The sequence below is a fragment of the Actinotalea sp. JY-7885 genome, from assembly GCF_014525465.1.
Classification (GTDB): domain Bacteria; phylum Actinomycetota; class Actinomycetes; order Actinomycetales; family Cellulomonadaceae; genus Actinotalea.
This window is the reverse complement of record NZ_JACEXH010000013.1, coordinates 1-18,002: the sequence shown is the minus strand read 5'-3', so window position 1 is coordinate 18,002 and position 18,002 is coordinate 1. Positions and strand designations below refer to the sequence as shown.

Sequence of the window (18,002 nt, the reverse complement as noted above, 5' to 3'; positions counted from 1 at the left end):
CGCGGACCCCGAGGTCATCGTGCCACCCGCGGGCGGGGTCCACGCGGGCGACGGCCGGGGTCACAGGTGCCGCTCGGCCGGGCCCGTGTACGCGCTGAGCGGGCGGATGAGCGAGTTGGCGGCGCGCTGCTCACCCACGTGCGCCGTCCACCCCAGGACGCGGCTGGCCACGAACAGGGGCGTGAACGTCGCGGTGTCGAAGCCCATGAGGTGGTAGGCGGGGCCGGACGGGTAGTCCAGGTTCGGCAGGATCGCCTTGCGGCTCGCCATCGCCTGCTCGAGCGCGTCGTAGAGCGCCGCGACGTCGGGCCGGTCGGTGTGCGCGACGAGGCGGTCCAGCGCGGCCTTCATGGTCGGCACCCGCGAGTCGCCGTTCTTGTACACGCGGTGCCCGAAGCCCATGATCTTGCGCTTCCCGGCGAGCGCCTCGTCCAGCCACGCCTGCGCCCGGCTCGCGTCGCCGATCTCGCTCAGCATGGCCATGACGGCCTCGTTCGCGCCGCCGTGCAGCGGGCCCTTGAGCGCCCCGATCGCGCCGACCACCGCGGAGTGCACGTCGGCGAGGGTCGAGGTGATGACGCGCGCGGTGAACGTCGAGGCGTTGAACGAGTGCTCGGCGTAGAGCACCAGCGAGACCCGGAAGGCGTCGAGCACGACGTCGTCGGGCACGTCGCCGAAGGTCATGTGCAGGAAGTTCGCGGCGTAGCCCAGGTCCTCGCGCGGCTCGACGAGGTCCTGGCCGCGGCGGCGGCGCTGGTCGTAGGCGATGACCGCGGGCAGGCCCGCGAAGAGCGCCACGGAGGACTCCAGCAGCGCGTCCGGGTCCCCCACGTCCTCGACCGGCGCGTACGCGCCCATGACGCTCACGGCGGTGCGCAGCACGTCCATGGGGTGCGCGCTCGCCGGGAGCGCGTCGACGACCTCGCGCACGTGCGGCGCCAGGGCCCGGTTCTCGCGCTCGACGTCCTCCAGGCGGGCGAGCTCGTCCGGCGTCGGCAGCTCGCCGTGCCACAGGAGCCAGGCCACCTGCTCCACCGAGCACGCGGCGGCGAGCTCGGTGACCGGGTAGCCCCGGTACAGCAGCGAGCTGCTCGCGGGGTCGACCGCCGAGACCTGCGTCGTGTCGGCGACGACGCCCGCGAGGCCCCGGTGCACCTGGGGTGCAGGGGGCGCGTCGGGCGCGGGCGTGCCGGGCCGGGCCCCGTCGTGCGGCCGGCCGTTGCGTGGCTGGGTCATGATCGCTCCCTTGCGGTCATGGGCCCGCGGGTCTCACCCCGCGTGGCCGGTCGAGGTGAAGACGGTCTCGTCGAACCGGCCGTAGCCGGCGTAGTCGAGCAGCTCGTACAGGCGGGTCCGGGTCTGCATCTGCGGGACGACCGGCTCGAGCGTGCCCTGCGCCGCGAGCGTGTCGAGGCCTCGCTCCGCGGCGCCCATCGCCAGGCGCAGCAGGGACACGGGGTAGATGACGATGCGGACGCCGGCGTCGGCGAGCTCGCGCGTGGCCAGCAGCGGCGAGCGACCGAACTCGGTCATGTTGGCCAGGACGGGCACGTCGACGGCGCGGCACACGGCCTCGAGCTCGCGCGCGTCGGCCATGGCCTCGGGGAAGACCGCGTCGGCGCCCGCGTCGACGAGCCGCTTGACCCGGTCGACGGCGGCCCCCAGTCCCTCGACGGCGCGGACGTCGGTGCGGGCCATCACCAGGAGGTCGGGGTCGCGGCGCGCGTCCACGGCGGCGCGGATGCGGCGCTCGGCGGTGGGCAGGTCGACGACCTGCTTGCCGTCGAGGTGCCCGCAGCGCTTGGGGTTGACCTGGTCCTCGATGTGCAGGCCGGCGACGCCCGCGTCCTCGAGCGTCTGCACCGTCCGCGCGACGTTCATCGGCTCGCCGAAGCCCGTGTCCGCGTCGACCAGCGCCGGCAGGTCGGTCATCCGCGCGATCTGCGCGCTGCGGCCCGCGACCTCGCTGAGCGTGGTGAGGCCGATGTCCGGCAGCCCGAGGTCCGCCGCGATGACGGCGCCCGAGATGTAGACGCCCTCCATGCCCTTGTCCTGGATCAGGCGCGCGGACAGCGGGTTGAACGCCCCCGGGAACCGCAGCAGCTCGCCGTCGGCCAGGCGCCGGCGCAGGGTCGCGCGCTTGGCCGCTGCCGTGGTCGTCGAGTACAGCATCAGAAGATCCCCTCCGGGACGGCGGTGCGTGCCAGGACCTCGGGCGGCGCCGTGAGCGTGAGCCCGGCGAGCTCGGCCGCCGACAGCTCGGGCAGGCGCTCGACGAGCCCGACGAAGCGGTCGACCTCCGCCGGCTCGACGACGCCGTCGGCCAGCGTGCGGAGCTTGGCGAGGTACTGCGCCCGGCCGAAGGGCCGCGCGCCCAGGGGGTGGGCGTCGGCGACGGCGATCTCCTCCACGACCCGGGTGCCGTCGCTCAGGACGGCCTCCAGGCGCGCGCCGAACGCCTTCTCGGCCGGGTCGCTCGAGTGGTAGCGCCGCGTCCACTCGGGGTCCTCGCGCGTGGTGATCTTGTGCCACAGCGCGACGGTGTCGGGGCGCGACGCGCGCTCGGGCGCGTAGGAGTCGACGTGGTGCCACCGGCCGTCCTGCAGCGCGACCGCGACGATGTACGGGATCGAGTGGTCGAGCGTCTCGCGCGTCGCGCCCGGGTCGTACTTCTGCGGGTCGCCCGAGCCCGACCCGATGACGTGGTGGGTGTGGTGGCTCGTGTGGAGCACGATCTCGACCACGCGCTCGGGATCGGCCAGCTCCGGACGGTCCCGGTGCAGCCGCCGCGCGAGGTCGATGAGGGCCTGGGACTGGTACTCGGCCGAGTGCTCCTTGGTGTAGGTCTCCAGGATCGCGCGGCACGGCTCCCCCGCGTCCGGCAGCAGGACGTCGTACGCCGCGTCCGGGCCGTCGAGCAGCCACGCCACGACGCCGTCCTCGCCCTCGTAGATCGGCGCGGGCGCGGTCTGCCCGCGCATGGCGCGGTCGACCGCCTCGACCGCCAGCTTGCCCGCGAGCGCCGGGGCGTACGCCTTCCAGGTCGAGATCTCGCCCTTGCGCGACTGCCGCGTCGCGGTGGTCGTGTGGAGCGCCTGCCCCACGGCGTGGAAGACGACGTCGGGGTCCAGGCCGAGCAGCGAGCCCAGCGCCGTCGCCGCCGACGGGCCGAGGTGGGCCACGTGGTCGATCTTGTGGGCGTGCAGGCTGATGGCCCGCACGAGCGCGACCTGAACCTCGTAGCCGGTCGCGATCGCGCGGACGACGTCGGCGCCCGTGACCCCGCGACGCTCGGCCAGGTGCTGGGCGACGGCGAGCACCGGCGGGATGTTGTCGCCCGGGTGCGAGTAGTCGGCGGCGAGATAGGTGTCGTGGTAGTCGAGCTCGCGGACGGCGACCCCGTTGGCCCACGCGGCCCACTCCGGGCTCACGCGCACGTCCGGCGCCGCACCGACGACGGTGGCGCCCGGCCGGTAGGGGTGGGCGAGCGCCTGGGCGCGGGCCGCGGCGACCGGCGCGCGGGTGAGCGAGGCGACCGCGACGGCCGCGTTGTCGATGACGCGGTTGACCACCATCTCCGCGACGTCGTCCGGCACCGGGACCCGGGCGGAGGCCAGACCGGCGAAGGCCCACGCGAGCTGCCCCTCGCGCGGGAGCCGCGCGGCGCTCGGGTGGACGCGCACGTGGTGGACGGTCATGCGGCTGCCTCCAGGGTCTGCAGGACGGTGGTCAGGGCGAGGCGCAGGTGCACGGCCGTGGCGTGGACGGCCAGCACCTCGTCGCGCTGCGCGATGGCCTCGGCGATGAGGCGGTGCTCGGCGGCGGCCTGCCGCAGCCGGGCCGGGTTGTCGGCGGCGAGCCGGCGCACCCGCGCGACGTGCGTGCGCAGGCCCGCGAGCGCGCTGCGCAGGTAGGGGCTCTCCGCGGCCTCGTCGACGGCCGCGTCGAGCTCGGCGACCAGCGCGTAGTAGTCGTGGCCGGTCGGGTCCTCGGGGTCGCTGGGGTCCGGGGGCGTCGTGGCGGCGAACCGCTGCGCCAGCCCCGCGAACACCTCCGGTCGGCACCGCCGGGCGGCCAGGCGGGCGGCCTGCGTCTCCAGCGCCTCGCGCAGCTCGAAGAGCCGCACGACGTCGTCGGCGCTGATCCCGGGCACGACCAGGGTGCGGCCGCGACCGACGACGGCGAGACCGTCCGCGCGCAGGCGCGAGAGCGCCTCCCGGACGGGCGTGCGCGAGACGCCCCAGCGCTCGGCCTGCTCGACCTCGCTGAGCTCGGCGCCCGCGCGCAGCCGTCCCGCGACGATCTCCTCGCGGAGGGCCGCGTACACCCGGTCACCGGCTCGCACGGCGTCAGCGTACGTCCGGAGACCCTCCTTGTATACACATGATGCCCGGAAGGGCGTCCTGGGCGGGCGGCACGGCCCCGGTGCATACAACACGGGAGGAGGTAGCACGGCGTGGGCGCGGTCTGGGATGGTTCGGCCGAGCCGAGGGGCGGCGGGCGGGAGCGCACGTGGGACGGGGCAGTCGGGTGGAGCAGGGCCGGGCGGACCACGGTCGGGGGCGGTCCCGTGGCACGGGTCGCGCGGAGCGATGGCGTGCGTGGCCGGCCGCGCTGGCCGCGACCGTGACGGTCGTCGCCGGCCTGGCCGCGTGCACGCCGGCGGACCCCACACCCGATGCCGCGGTGGAGGCGCTGGCGCACGCCCTCGCCTCCGGCGACCTCGGCGACGTGCCCTTCGCCGACGGCGCCGGCGAGGAGGCGGCGGCACAGCTCGCGTCGGCGACGCAGGGCATGGCGCCGGTGCGGCCGGTCGTCGAGGTGGGCACGATCGCCGTCGACGAGGAGGCGGGCACGGCGACCGCGGTCCTCGAGCACACGTGGTCCCTCGACGAGGGGGTCACCGCCGCCGCCGAGGCGGACCCGGACGAGGACGCGGAGGGCGCTGCCGAGGACGCGGAGGGCACTGCCGACGGCGAGGACGCCGCGACGGGCGGCGCACCGGCCGCCGGCGTCGAGGGGGCGGCGTGGACCTACACCACCACGGCCCACCTCCGGCTGGTCGAGCGCGAGTGGCTCGTCGAGTGGTCCCCGTTCGTGGTGGCGCCCGACCTGCGGGAGACGGAGACGCTCGCGGTGCGACGCGACGCACCGTCGGCGCGGGCGAACGTCCTCGGCGCGGGCGGCGCGGAGGTCCTCGTCGAGCCGCGGGAGGTGCTCCGGCTGGGCTTCGACAAGACCCGGCTCGACGCCGCCGAGCACGCGGCCGCCGCGGAGGCGATGGGCGCCTTCCTCGGCCTCGACCCCGCGGAGTTCGCCGCGCGGGTCGCGGCGGCCGGCGAGAAGGCCTTCGTCGAGGGCCTCGTCGTCCGCACCGGCTCCTCCCCCGTGTCGATCGACGAGTTCGGGCTCCTCGCCGGCGCCAACAGCGTGCCGGACGAGCTGCCCCTCGCGCCGAGCCGACGGTTCGCGCGCGAGGTCCTCGGCACCGCCGGGCCCGCCACCGCAGAGGTCATCGAGGCCTCGGACGGCGCCATCGTCGCGGGCGACACGGTCGGCCTCTCGGGCCTGCAGCGGCAGTACGACGCGCAGCTGCGCGGCCTGCCGGGCCTGTCGGTGGTGGCGACCGCGTCGGACAACGGCCAGGAGCGCGTGCTCTTCCAGCGGGAGCCGGTGCCCGGCGAGCCGCTCGTCACCACGATCTCGACCCCGTTCCAGGAGGCGGCCGACGGCGTCCTGGCCGACGTCGCGGCGCCCAGCGCCCTCGTGGCGATCCGCCCGTCCACGGGCGCGGTCCTCGCCGTCGCCAACGGTCCGGGCAACGGCGGGCTGTCCCGCGCGACGCTCGGCACCTACGCGCCCGGGTCGGTGTTCAAGGTCGTCACGGCGCTGACCCTGCTGCGCGCCGGGATCACCCCCGACACCTCGGTCGAGTGCAGCGACGGCATCGACGTCGAGGGCCGCCGGTTCGACAACGTCCCCGGGTACCCGTCGTCGGCCCTGGGGCCCGTGAGCCTCCGGACGGCCTTCGCGCACTCCTGCAACTCCGCGTTCATCGGCCTGCGCGACCGCGCGCCCGCCGACGCCCTCGCCGCTGCGGCCGCGTCGCTCGGGCTCGGCGGCGCGCGGGACCTGGGCTTCCCCGCGTTCCTCGGCTCGGTGCCCACCGACGCGACCGGCACGGACCACGCCGCGTCGCTCATCGGCCAGGGCCGCATCCAGACGTCGCCGCTGGCCATGGCGACGGTGGCGGCGTCCGTGGCCGCCGGCCGCACCGTGACGCCGTGGCTCGTCGGCGCCGAGCCGCCCGCGGCGGCCGCCGACGCGTCACCGCTGACGCCGCAGGAGGCGGCGGCGCTCCAGGCCCTGATGCGGGCAGTGGTGACCGACGGCGGCGGCGCGGCCCTGGAGGACGTGCCGGGGGCCGACGTCCTCGCCAAGACGGGCACCGCGCAGTTCCAGGCCGACGACGGCCTGCGCAACCACGCCTGGATGCTGGGGATCCAGGGTGACCTGGCCGTCGCCGTGTTCGTCGAGGACGGCGAGTCGGGCGCCAGCACCGCAGGCCCGCTGCTCGAGGACTTCCTGCGCGTCGCCCCCGACTGAGCCGAGCGCTCGCCGCCGTTCGAGCCGCCGTCGGCGGTCAGCGGCCCCGCAGTCGGTCGATGTCCCGGCGCTCGCGCTTGGTGGGCCGCCCGGCGCCGCGGTCCCGCACCGGCGCGACCGCGAGCTCGGTCCGCGCGGGCGGCGGCGGGGTGCGGTCCACGAGGCACAGGGGCACCAGGGCGGCGCCGACGCGCTTCTCGACCGCCAGGCGCACCTCGACGATGCGCTCGGTGCCCTCGACGCGCACCCGCACCTCGTCGCCGGGACGCACGGTCGTCGCGGGCTTGGCCCGGTCCCCGTTGACGCGCACGTGGCCCGCGCGGCACGCGGCGGCGGCGAGGGAGCGTGTGCGGAACAGCCGGACCGCCCACGACCACCGGTCGATGCGCGTGCTGTCCGGCGCCGGCGGCGGCCGCACCGCGGGGGCAGCGGGTGGCGCCTGCCCCGGTGCGGGCGCTCCGGCGGCGCCGACCTGCTCCTCGCTCACGGTGCGCTCCTCGGCCTGCGACGGCCCGGGCGGCCGCCGGTCCACGCTAGTCACACCAGCGCGCGGGCGCAGTCGTGGCGTCTCCTGCGCGAGCGGGAGTGGTGAGATATAGGTGAAGCAACAAGTTCACGCGCGCCATCCCCCTCGTGGTGTCGCCCCGATCATTGGAGTCCCATGGCAGAGCCGCACTGGCTGAGCAAGGACGAGCTCGTGGCGTGGCTGCGGCTCCAGGCCGTGATCGAGCTGCTGCCCGGCGCGCTGGACGCACAGCTGCGCCGCGACGCGGACCTCACGCACTACGAGTACCTGCTGCTCGCGATGCTGTCGGAGGCCCGGGACCGCACGCTGCGGATGTCCCACCTCGCCTCGGCGACCAACGCGACGCTCCCCCGCCTGTCCCACGTCGTCACGCGGCTCGAACGCGACGGCTTCGTCCGCCGCGAGCCCGACCCGTCCGACAAGCGCGCCACGCTCGCGGTGCTCACCGACGCCGGCTGGGACAAGGTCGTGGCGAGCGCCCCCGGTCACGTCACCGAGGTGCGGCGCCTCGTCATCGACGCGCTCACCCCCGAGCAGGTCGCGCAGCTGTCCGAGATCTCCCTGACGCTCATCCGCGTCCTGGACCCCCACAAGCGCCTGTACCACCTCGAGAGCTGACGCCGCCCCGGTCAGCGCCGGCGGTGCTCCTGGTAGTACTCGATGAGCGCACGGGTGGAGGGGTCCTGCGCCGCGAGCGCGGCGGCGTCCCCACCGACCGCCGGCGCGATCTGGTTCGCGAGGACCTTGCCCAGCTCGACCCCCCACTGGTCGAACGAGTCGATGCCCCACACGACGCCCTGCACGAAGGTGATGTGCTCGTAGAGCGCGATGAGCTGGCCGAGCACCGACGGCGTGAGCGCCGGCGCCATGATCGACGTCGTGGGCCGGTTCCCGCTGAACACGCGCGCCGGCACGATCTCCTCCGCCGTGCCCTCCGCGCGGACCTCGTCGGCCGTCTTGCCGAACGCGAGCGCCTTGGTCTGGGCGAAGAAGTTCGCGAGGAACAGCTCGTGGACGTCGACGTCGCCCGCGGCGGCGTCGCGCAGCGGGTGCGCGGGCGTCGCGACGGCGATGAAGTCCGCCGGGACCAGGCGCGTGCCCTGGTGGATCAGCTGGTAGAAGGCGTGCTGGCCGTTGGTGCCCGGCTCGCCCCAGAACACCTCACCGGTGTCCGTCGTGACGGGCGAGCCGTCCCACCGCACGCTCTTGCCGTTGGACTCCATCGTGAGCTGCTGCAGGTACGCCGGGAAGCGGTGCAGGTACTGGGCGTAGGGCAGCACCGCGTGCGTGTGCGCGTCCAGGAAGTTCACGTACCAGACGTTGAGCAGGCCCATGAGGACCGGGACGTTGCGCTCGAAGGGCTGCGTGCGCAGGTGCTCGTCCACGGCGTGGAACCCGGCGAGGAAGTCGCGGAAGGCGTCGGGACCGATCGCGACGGCCAGCGACGTGCCGATCGCCGAGTCGACCGAGTAGCGGCCGCCCACCCAGTCCCAGAACCCGAAGGCGTTGGCCGGGTCGATGCCGAAGGCCGCGACCTTCTCGAGCGCGGTCGAGACCGCGACGAAGTGCTGCGCGACGGCACCCGTGCGCGCCTCCTCGGTGTCGTCGATCGCGCCCGCGGCGACGAGCTCGCGCCACAGCCAGGCCCGCGCCAGGCGCGCATTGGTCAGGGTCTCCAAGGTGCCGAACGTCTTGGAGGCGACGATGAACAGCGTCGTCGTGGGGTCCAGGCCCGCGAGCGTCTCCGCGACGTCGGTGGGGTCGATGTTCGAGACGAACCGCAGCTCGATGCCCTCGGCGACGTAGGGGCGCAGCGCCTCGTAGGCCATGACCGGGCCGAGGTCCGAGCCGCCGATGCCGATGTTGACGACCGTGCGGATGCGCTCGCCCGTCACGCCGGTCCACTGCCCGGACCGCACGCGGTCGGCGAAGGCGAAGACCTTGTCGAGCTCGCGCTGCACGTCGGCGTCGACGTCCTGCCCGTCGACCACGAGGCGCGGCTCGGCGCCCGGCGGGCGACGCAGCGCGGTGTGCAGCACGGCGCGGTCCTCGGTCACGTTGATGTGCTCGCCCGAGAGCATCGCCTCGAGCCGGCCGCGCAGCCCGACCTCCTCGGCGAGCCGCACGAGCAGGGCGAGGGTCTCGTCCGTGACGAGGTTCTTGGACAGGTCCACGTGCAGGTCGCCCACGCCGAACGACAGGCGCGACGCCCGCTCCGGGTCGGCGTCGAACCAGGCGCGCAGGTCGGGCGTCGTCGCGTCGCGGTGCGCGAGCAGCCCCGCCCACGCGCTCGTCGTCGTCGGGTCGATCGGTGCCGTGGTCACGCGGGTCCTCCTGCGGGCTGGGGTGTCGCCTCCACCGTACTGACGTGGACGCGGTCCTGACACCGGACCCCCGGGCCTGCCACGATGCTCGTCCGCGGGCGGGCTGCTCGCCACGCCCGGTGAGCACGGACGGCTCGGGAGGACGCATGGCGGCGACGCACGACCGCACGACGGTGCGCGCCATGGCGGCCGACGACTGGCCCGCGGTGGCGGCGGTCTACGCCGACGGCATCGCGACCGGCGAGGCCACCTTCGAGACCACGGTGCCCTCGTGGGAGGCGTGGGACGCCGCGCACGTCGGGCAGCACCGCCTCGTCGCGACGGGTCCCCTCGACGGTCGCGACCACGTCGTGCTCGGGTGGGCCGCGTGCTCACCCACCAGCAGCCGCTGCGTGTACGCGGGCGTGCTCGAGATCAGCGTGTACGTCGCCGCGGCGGCCCGGGGACGCGGCGTCGGCTCCGCGCTGCTCGACGCCCTGGTGCGCTCGACGGAGGCCGCCGGGGTCTGGACGCTCACCGCCGGCGTCTTCCCCGAGAACGCGGCAAGCCTCGCGCTCCACGCCCGGCACGGCTTCCGCACGGTGGGCGTGAACGAGCGCCTCGGGCGCACGGCCGCGGGCGTCTGGCGCGACGTGGTCCGCCTGGAGCGCCGCAGCGCCGTCGTCGGCGTGTGACCCGGACGCCGTCGGCGGGCGGAGGACGGACCGGTTGCCTACCGTGGCTCCGGTGAGCGGGGACGTCCGGATCGGGATCTCGGGGTGGCGGTACGCGCCCTGGCGCGGCGTGTTCTACCCGCCCGGGCTCCCGCAGCGCCTCGAGCTGACGCACGCGTCGAGCCTGCTGAGCACCGTCGAGCTCAACGGGTCCTTCTACTCGCTCCAGCGTCCCGAGAGCTACCGCCGGTGGTACGAGGCGACGCCGCCGGACTTCCGGTTCGCGGTCAAGGGCGGCCGCTTCATCACCCACATGATCAAGCTGCGCGAACCCGCGCAGCCCCTGGCCAACTTCTTCGCGTCGGGGGTGCTGGCGCTCGGCGACAAGCTCGGCCCGGTGCTGTGGCAGCTGCCGCCGATGCTCGGTTACGACCCCGGCCGGCTCGCTACCTTCTTCGACCTGCTCCCCCGGACGACGTCGGCCGCCGCGGCGCTGGCGACAGGTCACGACGAGCGGCTCGAGGGCCGCGCGCTGACGCAGACCGACGCCGACCGGCCCGTGCGGCACGCGCTCGAGGTGCGGCACCCGACGTTCGTGACGCCGGACTTCGTCGACCTGCTGCGCCGGCACGACATCGGCCTCGTGGTCGCGGACACCGCCGGGAAGTGGCCGTTCCTGCTGGACGTCACGAGCGACCTGGTCTACGTCCGCCTGCACGGCGGCGAGGAGCTGTACGTCAGCGGGTACGACGACGCCTCGCTCGCCCGGTGGGCCGAGCGGATCGCCGCGTGGGCCGCGGACGGGCGCGACGTCGTCGTCTACTTCGACAACGACGTCAAGGTGCACGCCCCGTTCGACGCGCTGCGCCTCGCCCAGCTGCTCGGCGTCGGACCAGGCCGCACACAGGTGGACCTGGACCTGGGCCGCCTCGCGCTGCCGCGCCCCGGGACGCCGGAGCGGGTGGCCGGCTGAGGACGGCGGGGCACCGGGCTCCCGGTCAGCGCGCCGTCCAGCCACCGTCCACGAGCAGCGTGTGGCCGGTCACGAGGGACGCCGCGGGCGAGACCAGGTAGAGCACCGCGCCGGCGACGTCCATCGGCTCGCCGATGCGGTGCAGCGCCGCGATGCGCTCGACGACGTCGGCCTCGAACGCCGGGTCCGACAGCGCGTCCGCCGTGCCGTCCGTGCGGATGAACGTGGGCGCGACGTTGTTGACGGTGATCCCGTACTGCCCCCACTCGACCGCGAGGCAGCGCGTGAGGTGGGCGACGGCGGCCTTGGTCATGCAGTAGACCGTCTCGCCCGGCAGCGCGACCTCGCCCGCCTGCGACCCGACCATGACGATGCGACCGCCGCCGCGCTCACGCATCACCCGCGCCGCCTCCTGCGACGCGAAGAACGTGCCCCGCACGTTGAGCCCCACGGTGGCGTCGAAGACGTCCTCGGTGACGTCGATCGCCATCGACCCGGGCGCGATGCCCGCGTTGTTGACGAGGATGTCGAGGCCGCCGAGCTCGTCAGCGGCCCGCCGGACCGCGGCGCGCACCTGCGTCAGGTCCGCGACGTCCATCGGCAGGGGCAGCGCGCGTCGGCCGAGCGCCTCGATCTCGGCGACGACCCCGCCGTCCGCGGCCGGGTCGCGCAGGCCGACGGCGACGTCGGCGCCCGCGTGCGCGAGGGCGAGCGCGATCGCGCGGCCCAGACCGCGGGCGGCGCCCGTCACGAGGGCGACCTGGCCCTGGACGTCGAAGCGGGGGAAGTCCATGGCGGCTCCTGTCGGCGAGCGGGTGTCGCGTCATCCTGGCACCCGGCCCCCTGGCCCGGCCGCTCACAGCCACGCCCGGACGGCCGATGGGACCGGCGGCCGCGACGGGGCTCGCCGAGCCGGCCGAGACGCGCAGCGCGAGGGGGGACGGACCATGGACGCGATCACCGCGATGAGCCAGCGCATGGTCGCCATCCAGCAGACGCTGTCGCAGCTCGGTCCCCGCACGACGGCGTCCCCGGCCGGCGCGACCGCCTTCGCGGCCGCGCTGGCCACCGAGCTGGCCGCGGTCCGCGGGTCGACGGCCGCGCAGGGCGTCGCCCCGGCCACCCCGACCACCCCGCCCCCGCAGGTGGCCGGCTTCAGCGCCGAGCAGGTGACCAACGCCGCCGCCGTGGTGCAGGCGGGCCGGGGCATGGGTCTCTCCCCGCGCGACCAGGCGATCGGCGTCATGACGGCGCTCGGCGAGTCCTCCCTGCGCGTCCTGGACCGCGGGGACACGGCCGGGCCCGACAGCCGCGGCCTGTTCCAGCAGCGCGACAACGGTGCGTGGGGCACGCTCGCCGAGCGCATGGACCCGACGGCGAGCGCGCAGAGCTTCTTCCGGGCCCTCCAGCGCGTCGAGGACCGCGACGCCATGACGCCGACCGCCGTGGCGCACGCGGTCCAGCGGAACGCGGACCCGCACCACTACACGCGCTCGTGGGACGACGCCGTCCGCCTGGTCAGCGCGCTCACCGGCGCCGACCCGGCGCGGGTCACCGGCGCGTAGGGGCGTCCCGCCTCACGCGCCCAGCCGCCGGACGGCGTCGACGAGCACCTCCTCGCGCTTGACGAAGGTGAAGCGGACGCGGGGGCGCAGCGCGTCGGCGGTGGCCGACCCGGCGCGGCAGAACGCGGAGACCGGCACGCCGACGACCCCGACCTCGTGCGCCAGGCGCCGACACGTCTCCACGCCGTCGTCGCCCCACCGGCCGGACCCGTCCGCGACGACGAAGTACGTGCCCCGTGGCACGACGACGTCGAACCCCGCCGCCGTGAGCCCGTCGCAGAGCAGGTCGCGCCGACGGGCGAGGCTCGCGGCCAGGTCGGCGACGTACGCGGCGGTGCGCCCGTCGGGGTCCGCGAGCGCGTGCGCGATCGCGGGCTGGAACGGGGCGCCCGAGACGTAGGTCAGGTACTGCTTCACCGCGCGGACCGCGGCGACGAGCGGCGCGGGCCCGGTCACCCAGCCGATCTTCCAGCCCGTGAACGAGAGCGTCTTGCCCGCCGAGGAGACGGTGAGCGTCCGCCCCGCCATGCCCGGCAGCGTCGCGATCGGGACGTGGCGGGCGCCGTCGTAGGTGAGGTGCTCGTACACCTCGTCGGTGAGGACGACGACGTCGTGCTCCGTCGCCAGCCGCGCGACCGCCTCGAGCTCGGCGCGCTCGAGGACCGTGCCGGTCGGGTTGTGCGGCGAGTTGAGCAGCACCAGGCGCGTGCGCGGCCCGAACGCCGCGCCGAGCGCGTCGAGGTCCAGGCGGAACCGCCCCGCCTCCTCGCGCAGGCCGACCGTGACGTGCGTGGCGCCGGCCATGGCGATGACGGCGGCGTAGGAGTCGTAGTAGGGCTCGATCGTCAGGACCTCGTCGCCCGGGCCGGCGAGCGCGAGCACCGCGGCCGCGAGCGCCTCCGTGGCGCCGGTGGTCACGAGCACCTCGGACGACGGGTCCGGCCGCAGGCCGTAGTGCCGCTCCTGGTGCGCCGCGACGGCGTCGAGCAGCTCCGGCGCGCCCGCGCCGGGCGGGTACTGGTTGCGCCCGGCGAGGATGGCGTCGGCCGCGGCCCGTGCGACGTGCGCGGGGCCGTCGACGTCGGGGAAGCCCTGGCCGAGGTTGAGCGCGCCCGTGCTCACGGCGAGCGCCGACATCTCGGCGAACACGGTCGGACGCACGACGCCGTCGGCCCCGACGAGCCCGGCCGCGCGGGCGACGTCGTGCCAGCGGCCGGGCCGCAGGGAGGTCATGCCCCCAGGGTAGGAGGGCGGGGGCGAGCCGCCCCGGGCCGGACGGTCAGTGGGCGACGGCGACCGGCGCACCGGCGGCGCGCTCGGTACCCATCTCGACCCACCCACCCCGGCGGTACGCGGGCGTGCCGACGGCCAGGATGACGAACGCCACGACGATGCTGAGGAGCATCACGCCGGTCATCGCGACGGCGTCCCCGCCGAGGACCCCGACGAGCGGGCTCACGGCGCCGGCGAGGCCCGCCTGCAGGAAGCCGATGGTCGCAGCGGCGGTCCCCGCGCGCTTGCCGTGACGGGACAGCGCGAGCGCCGAGGCGTTCGACATCACGAAGCCCAGGACGGCCGTCGTGAGCCACAGGGCGACCACGAGGCCGACGATCCCGCCGAGGTGGGTGGCGGCGACGCCGACGAGCCCGGCGCTGAACACGACCGTGACCGGGACGGCCGTGCGCAGCAGACGCGCGGGCCCGACGCGGTGCACGAGCGCGGCGTTGATCTGCGACCCCGTGACCATCGACGTCCCGCCGATGGCGAAGACCAGCGCGAACTGCGACTGCGACAGGCCGTACTCCTGCTGCAGGACGAACGGGGAGCCGGCGACGTAGCTCATGATCATGGCCATGCCGAGCCCGGGGAGCGCGGCGAGGGCGAGGAAGCGGCGGTCCCGGAGCAGGCCCACGTAGCCGTGCAGCGAGGCGCGCATGCCGTGGGCCGTGCGCCGCTCGACCGGCAGCGTCTCGGGCAGGAAGAACGCCACGATCACCACGAGGACCAGCGCGAAGAGGGCGAGCGCCACGAACACCGCGCGCCAGCCCCATACCGAGGCGATCGCGCTGCCGACGGTCGGCGCGAGCAGCGGTGCCACGGCGATGACGAGCATGAGGCGGGACATGAGCTTGGCGGCGTCGGCCCCGGTGTAGCGGTCCCGGATGCATGCCATGGCGACCACGGTGGCGCCCGAGCTGACCAGACCCTGGAGCACGCGCAGCGTCGACAGCTGGCCGATCGTGGTCGCCACGACGCAGAGCAGCGAGATGACCACGTGCAGGCTCACGCCGATGAGCACGGGCTTGCGGCGCCCGACGCGGTCGGAGAACGGGCCGACGATGAGCTGCCCGATCGCGCCGCCGATGAGCATGCCGGTGATCGTGAACTGGGCGGCCGCCTCGGTCGTCATGAGGTCGGCGGCGACGTCGGGCAGCGACGGGAGGTACATGTCCGTCGTCACCGCAGGCAGCAGCGTGAGGAGGCCGACGAGCAGGACGAAGCCGGCGGCGCGGTCCGTGCCCGCCCGCGGGGCGGGCGTCGTGGGAGTCGGTGTCGTCACTCCAGGAGTTTATGCCGAATCGTTTCGACAGGACAGGTGAATCGACGGACCCGGGACGTGAGTCCCATCACGGCCGCCGAGGGATGTGCACCCGGCCGGAGCACGCGACGCGCGGGGCGCGCGTGTCGCAGGGCCGCGGCATGCTGGGGGCCATGTGCGGACGCTATGCCTCGTTCCGGGACGCGGAGGACCTCGCGGACGCGTTCGCCGTGAGCCCGGAGGGCATCGCGGCCGACGCCGCCCTGCTGCCGCCGTCCTGGAACGTCGCGCCGACGGACCCCGTGCGCGTCGTCGTCGAGCGCGCGCCCCGGGCCGTCGAGGGCGAGGAGCCGCCGGAGGAGGTCCAGCGCTCGCTGCGGCTCGCGCGCTGGGGCCTGGTGCCGGGGTGGGCCAAGGACCCGTCCGTGGGCTCGCGCATGATCAACGCCCGCGTGGAGTCGCTCGTCGACAAGCCCGCGTTCCGCAAGGCGGCCGCCGCGCGCCGGTGCCTGGTGCCCGCCGAGGGCTACTTCGAGTGGCGCAAGCCGCCCGCGGGCTCGCCGGCCAAGGCCCCCAAGCAGCCGTTCTGGATCCACGCGGGCGACGGCTCCCCGCTCGCCTTCGCGGGTCTCTACGAGTTCTGGCGCGACCGCTCGCTGCCCGACGACGACCCGCACCGCTGGCTCGTCACGATGACGATCATCACGGGCGGCGCCCCCACCGACGACCCCGTGCTGGCGGAGATCCACGACCGGCGGCCGGTGGTGCTGACGCCGGACCGGTGGGCGCAGTGGCTCGACCCGCACCGCACGGACGCCGCCGAGGCGGTCGGGCTGCTGCACGACCCGGCGCCGCGGCTCGTCGCGACGCCCGTCTCCACCGCGGTGAACTCCGTGCGGACGAACGGGCCCGAGCTGATCGAGCGGCTGCCCGACGGCGACGACGAGGACCAGCCGGGCTGAGGCGGCCAGTGCGGCGCTCGGGTCACGACGGCGATCGCGTCGCGCGGCGCCACGTCGGGCGGCGTCGCGTCAGGCGGCGTCGGCGCGCAGCAGGCGCACGGGACGCAGGACGCCGAGGCCGGGGACCTCCCGCTCGTCCTGCGGGACGAGCGTCACGCCGGGTGCGCCACGGACGGCGTCGGCCGTGGCCTCGTCGAGGAGCACCGCACCGGGCACGGCCTGCTCCGTGAGCCGGGCCGCCAGGTTGACCGACGGGCCGAACACGTCACCGAACCGCGACAGCAGGCGCCCCCAGACGAGCGAGACGCGCACGGGGGTGGCGCTGTCGACGCCGAACGCGTCGGCGAGGCCGAGCGCCACCTCGGCGCCGAGGTGCGGGTTGTCGGCCACGAAGAGCACGGCGTCCCCCACGGTCTTGACCACGCGGCCCCCGGCGGTCGTGACGACGTCCCGGGCGCGCGTCTCGAAGGTCTGCACGAACTCGGCGAGCTCGTGCGCCCCGAGCGCGGCGGACCGGGTGGTGAACGAGACCATGTCGGCGAACCCGACGGCCCGAGCGAGGGGCAGCTCGTCCTTCGCGCCCGGCTCCGGGGCGCCGCCGAACTCCTCCGCGAACCTGCCGGCGGTCGCCAGGAGCTGGCGGCGCCAGGCGTGGGAGAGCTGGTGCTCGAGCAGGCCGGCGATCTCGCCCAGGCGCCCGATGACCGCCAGGCGCGCGCTGCGGTCGTCGAGGCCGTCACGCTCGGTGAGGTGCTCGACCAGCGCCTCGACCTGCCACATCACCAGCCGGTCCGTGGTGTGGCCGATGGACCGGACGAGCGAGACGGTCGCGCGCGGGCTGAGGTTGTAGCGGTCCCGCGCGTCCAGCAGGAGGCTGAGCACCTCGACGTCGGACTCCGCGTACGCGACGGCGTCCTCGTCGCCCGTCGGCAGGCCGAGCGTGTGCCAGAAGAGCCTCAGGTCGTCGACGTCGGCGCCGAGGCGCTCGGCGACCTGCGCGAGCGTCAGGGTGCGGGGACCGCCCAGCAGCTGCGCCTCGAGCCGGTCGAGCATCGGGGACGTCGTGGGGTGGTCGGGCGTTGCCTCGGACGTCTCGGGTGACACCGCCTCAGGCTAGCCCGGGTGACGAGGGTCACCGTGACGGGGGCCGACCGGTGGCCGCGGCCATCGTCGTCGTGACCCGCAGCGGGGTCGCCCGCGGCGTGCCTACCGTGCCCGCAGGTGCTGGACGTCGCCGGCGTGGACGTCCCGGGACCGGCCGGCCGCGTCCTCGACGACCAGCGCGCCGTCGGGCCCGAGCGCCGTGGCGGTCCCCTCGACCGTGCCGCCTCCCGGGAGCTCGACGCGGACGGGGGTGCCCAGGGTCACGCAGGCGCGGGCCACCTCGTCGGGGAGCCCCGGGTCGCCGGCCCGCCACCGCTCGTCGAGCTCGGTGAGGTGCCGGACGAGCGAGGCGAGCAGGTCCGTCCGGTCCACCTGCGCACCCAGGGTCCGGAGCGAGGCGGCGGTCGGGACGGGCAGCTCCGCCGTCGACTGCGCCACGTTGATCCCCACGCCGACCACGACGTCGTAGCGGGGCGCGGCACCGGGTGGCGGCCCCGCATCCGGGACGACCTCGCACAGGACGCCCGCGAGCTTGCGCCACCCGCGCCACCCGGGCTGCTCCGTGCCGTCGGGCGCGGGGACGATGACGTCGTTGGGCCACTTGAGCGCGGCGCGGGTCCCGGCGGCCTCGCCGACCGCCCGGACGACGGCCAGCCCGGCGAGGAGCGGCAGCCAGCCGAGGCGGTCCGCCGGCACGTCGGCGCGCAGCAGCACCGACACCGTGAGCGCCGCGCGCGGCGGCGTGGTCCA

17 protein-coding genes are annotated in these 18,002 nt (G+C 75.5%); 6 read left to right on the top strand and 11 right to left on the bottom strand.

Annotation, left to right across the window (positions count from 1 at the left end; translation table 11 throughout):
* Positions 1-60: 60 nt before the first annotated feature.
* From IDM29_RS02670 to IDM29_RS02655, 4 genes are read right to left on the bottom strand one after another with little or no spacing between them, the layout of a single operon-like run.
* On the bottom strand, positions 61-1,236 hold the full coding sequence (locus IDM29_RS02670; RefSeq protein WP_182113373.1) for a bifunctional 2-methylcitrate synthase/citrate synthase: 1,176 nt from the start codon (positions 1,234-1,236) through the stop codon (positions 61-63).
* A 33-nt stretch (positions 1,237-1,269) separates the two neighbouring features.
* On the bottom strand, positions 1,270-2,172 hold the full coding sequence (prpB, locus tag IDM29_RS02665; RefSeq protein ID WP_182113372.1) for a methylisocitrate lyase: 903 nt from the start codon (positions 2,170-2,172) through the stop codon (positions 1,270-1,272).
* Positions 2,172-3,698 carry an MmgE/PrpD family protein gene (locus IDM29_RS02660; protein WP_182113371.1) on the bottom strand — a complete coding sequence of 509 codons (1,527 nt, stop codon included), beginning with the start codon at positions 3,696-3,698 and terminating at the stop codon, positions 2,172-2,174. Before IDM29_RS02660 ends, prpB begins: the two co-directional genes overlap by 1 nt.
* Positions 3,695-4,345: a GntR family transcriptional regulator gene (locus tag IDM29_RS02655; RefSeq protein ID WP_182113370.1), complete on the bottom strand. Its 651-nt coding sequence runs from the start codon at positions 4,343-4,345 to the stop codon at positions 3,695-3,697. The genes IDM29_RS02660 and IDM29_RS02655 overlap by 4 nt, the downstream gene beginning before the upstream one ends.
* A gap of 281 nt (positions 4,346-4,626) precedes the next feature.
* Between IDM29_RS02655 and IDM29_RS02650 the strand changes: the two genes are divergently transcribed.
* Positions 4,627-6,606, top strand: coding sequence for a penicillin-binding transpeptidase domain-containing protein (locus IDM29_RS02650; RefSeq protein WP_309232665.1), 1,980 nt, complete (start codon positions 4,627-4,629; stop codon positions 6,604-6,606).
* 37 nt (positions 6,607-6,643) lie between these two features.
* Here the strand turns inward: IDM29_RS02650 and IDM29_RS02645 are convergent, their stop codons facing one another.
* Entirely contained in the window at positions 6,644-7,024 is a 381-nt protein-coding gene (locus tag IDM29_RS02645) for an RNA-binding S4 domain-containing protein (RefSeq protein ID WP_182114058.1), read from the bottom strand.
* A 243-nt stretch (positions 7,025-7,267) separates the two neighbouring features.
* Between IDM29_RS02645 and IDM29_RS02640 the strand changes: the two genes are divergently transcribed.
* The gene (locus tag IDM29_RS02640; protein ID WP_182113369.1) at positions 7,268-7,750 is read left to right on the top strand and encodes a MarR family winged helix-turn-helix transcriptional regulator; all 483 of its coding nucleotides are present in this window, start codon (positions 7,268-7,270) and stop codon (positions 7,748-7,750) included.
* A gap of 11 nt (positions 7,751-7,761) precedes the next feature.
* Here the strand turns inward: IDM29_RS02640 and pgi are convergent, their stop codons facing one another.
* On the bottom strand, positions 7,762-9,456 hold the full coding sequence (gene pgi, locus IDM29_RS02635) for a glucose-6-phosphate isomerase (protein ID WP_182113368.1): 1,695 nt from the start codon (positions 9,454-9,456) through the stop codon (positions 7,762-7,764).
* A gap of 146 nt (positions 9,457-9,602) precedes the next feature.
* On the opposite strand from pgi, the gene IDM29_RS02630 reads away from it, so the two are divergent.
* Both IDM29_RS02630 and IDM29_RS02625 read left to right on the top strand, forming a co-directional pair.
* Positions 9,603-10,130: a GNAT family N-acetyltransferase gene (locus tag IDM29_RS02630; protein ID WP_220458020.1), complete on the top strand. Its 528-nt coding sequence runs from the start codon at positions 9,603-9,605 to the stop codon at positions 10,128-10,130.
* Between the two features lie 52 nt (positions 10,131-10,182).
* Complete coding sequence (locus IDM29_RS02625) at positions 10,183-11,082, top strand: DUF72 domain-containing protein (protein ID WP_255491785.1); 900 nt, start codon at positions 10,183-10,185, stop codon at positions 11,080-11,082.
* Positions 11,083-11,107: 25 nt separating this feature from the next.
* Here IDM29_RS02625 and IDM29_RS02620 read toward each other — a convergent pair whose 3' ends face one another.
* Positions 11,108-11,875, bottom strand: a complete 768-nt coding sequence (locus IDM29_RS02620) for an SDR family NAD(P)-dependent oxidoreductase (RefSeq protein ID WP_182113367.1) — start codon at positions 11,873-11,875, stop codon at positions 11,108-11,110.
* 154 nt (positions 11,876-12,029) lie between these two features.
* Between IDM29_RS02620 and IDM29_RS02615 the strand changes: the two genes are divergently transcribed.
* A complete protein-coding gene (locus IDM29_RS02615) occupies positions 12,030-12,647 on the top strand; it encodes a hypothetical protein (RefSeq protein WP_182113366.1) in 618 nt (205 codons plus the stop codon).
* Positions 12,648-12,659: 12 nt separating this feature from the next.
* On the opposite strand, the gene IDM29_RS02610 is transcribed toward IDM29_RS02615, so the two are convergent.
* Both IDM29_RS02610 and IDM29_RS02605 read right to left on the bottom strand, forming a co-directional pair.
* Positions 12,660-13,880, bottom strand: coding sequence for a pyridoxal phosphate-dependent aminotransferase (locus IDM29_RS02610; RefSeq protein ID WP_182113365.1), 1,221 nt, complete (start codon positions 13,878-13,880; stop codon positions 12,660-12,662).
* A 46-nt stretch (positions 13,881-13,926) separates the two neighbouring features.
* Positions 13,927-15,207, bottom strand: a complete 1,281-nt coding sequence (locus IDM29_RS02605) for a multidrug effflux MFS transporter (protein WP_182113364.1) — start codon at positions 15,205-15,207, stop codon at positions 13,927-13,929.
* Between the two features lie 152 nt (positions 15,208-15,359).
* On the opposite strand from IDM29_RS02605, the gene IDM29_RS02600 reads away from it, so the two are divergent.
* Positions 15,360-16,148, top strand: a complete 789-nt coding sequence (locus tag IDM29_RS02600; RefSeq protein WP_182113363.1) for an SOS response-associated peptidase — start codon at positions 15,360-15,362, stop codon at positions 16,146-16,148.
* A 69-nt stretch (positions 16,149-16,217) separates the two neighbouring features.
* On the opposite strand, the gene IDM29_RS02595 is transcribed toward IDM29_RS02600, so the two are convergent.
* Together IDM29_RS02595 and IDM29_RS02590 are read right to left on the bottom strand one after the other, a co-directional pair.
* Positions 16,218-17,252, bottom strand: a complete 1,035-nt coding sequence (locus tag IDM29_RS02595; RefSeq protein ID WP_255491784.1) for an adenylate/guanylate cyclase domain-containing protein — start codon at positions 17,250-17,252, stop codon at positions 16,218-16,220.
* A 102-nt stretch (positions 17,253-17,354) separates the two neighbouring features.
* Positions 17,355-18,002, bottom strand: a 648-nt coding sequence (locus IDM29_RS02590; RefSeq protein ID WP_188037180.1) for a biotin--[acetyl-CoA-carboxylase] ligase, incomplete at its 5' end; no start/stop codon positions are given.

Bases quoted from the DNA above. Each gene is read 5' to 3' on its own strand.
- IDM29_RS02670 (WP_182113373.1), bottom strand. From the start codon at position 1,236: ATGACCCAGCCACGCAACGGCCGGCCGCACGACGGGGCCCGGCCCGGC.
- prpB (WP_182113372.1), bottom strand. From the start codon at position 2,172: ATGCTGTACTCGACGACCACGGCAGCGGCCAAGCGCGCGACCCTGCGC.
- IDM29_RS02660 (WP_182113371.1), bottom strand. From the start codon at position 3,698: ATGACCGTCCACCACGTGCGCGTCCACCCGAGCGCCGCGCGGCTCCCG.
- IDM29_RS02640 (WP_182113369.1), top strand. From the start codon at position 7,268: ATGGCAGAGCCGCACTGGCTGAGCAAGGACGAGCTCGTGGCGTGGCTG.
- IDM29_RS02630 (WP_220458020.1), top strand. From the start codon at position 9,603: ATGGCGGCGACGCACGACCGCACGACGGTGCGCGCCATGGCGGCCGAC.
- IDM29_RS02620 (WP_182113367.1), bottom strand. From the start codon at position 11,875: ATGGACTTCCCCCGCTTCGACGTCCAGGGCCAGGTCGCCCTCGTGACG.
- IDM29_RS02615 (WP_182113366.1), top strand. From the start codon at position 12,030: ATGGACGCGATCACCGCGATGAGCCAGCGCATGGTCGCCATCCAGCAG.
- IDM29_RS02610 (WP_182113365.1), bottom strand. From the start codon at position 13,880: ATGACCTCCCTGCGGCCCGGCCGCTGGCACGACGTCGCCCGCGCGGCC.
- IDM29_RS02600 (WP_182113363.1), top strand. From the start codon at position 15,360: ATGTGCGGACGCTATGCCTCGTTCCGGGACGCGGAGGACCTCGCGGAC.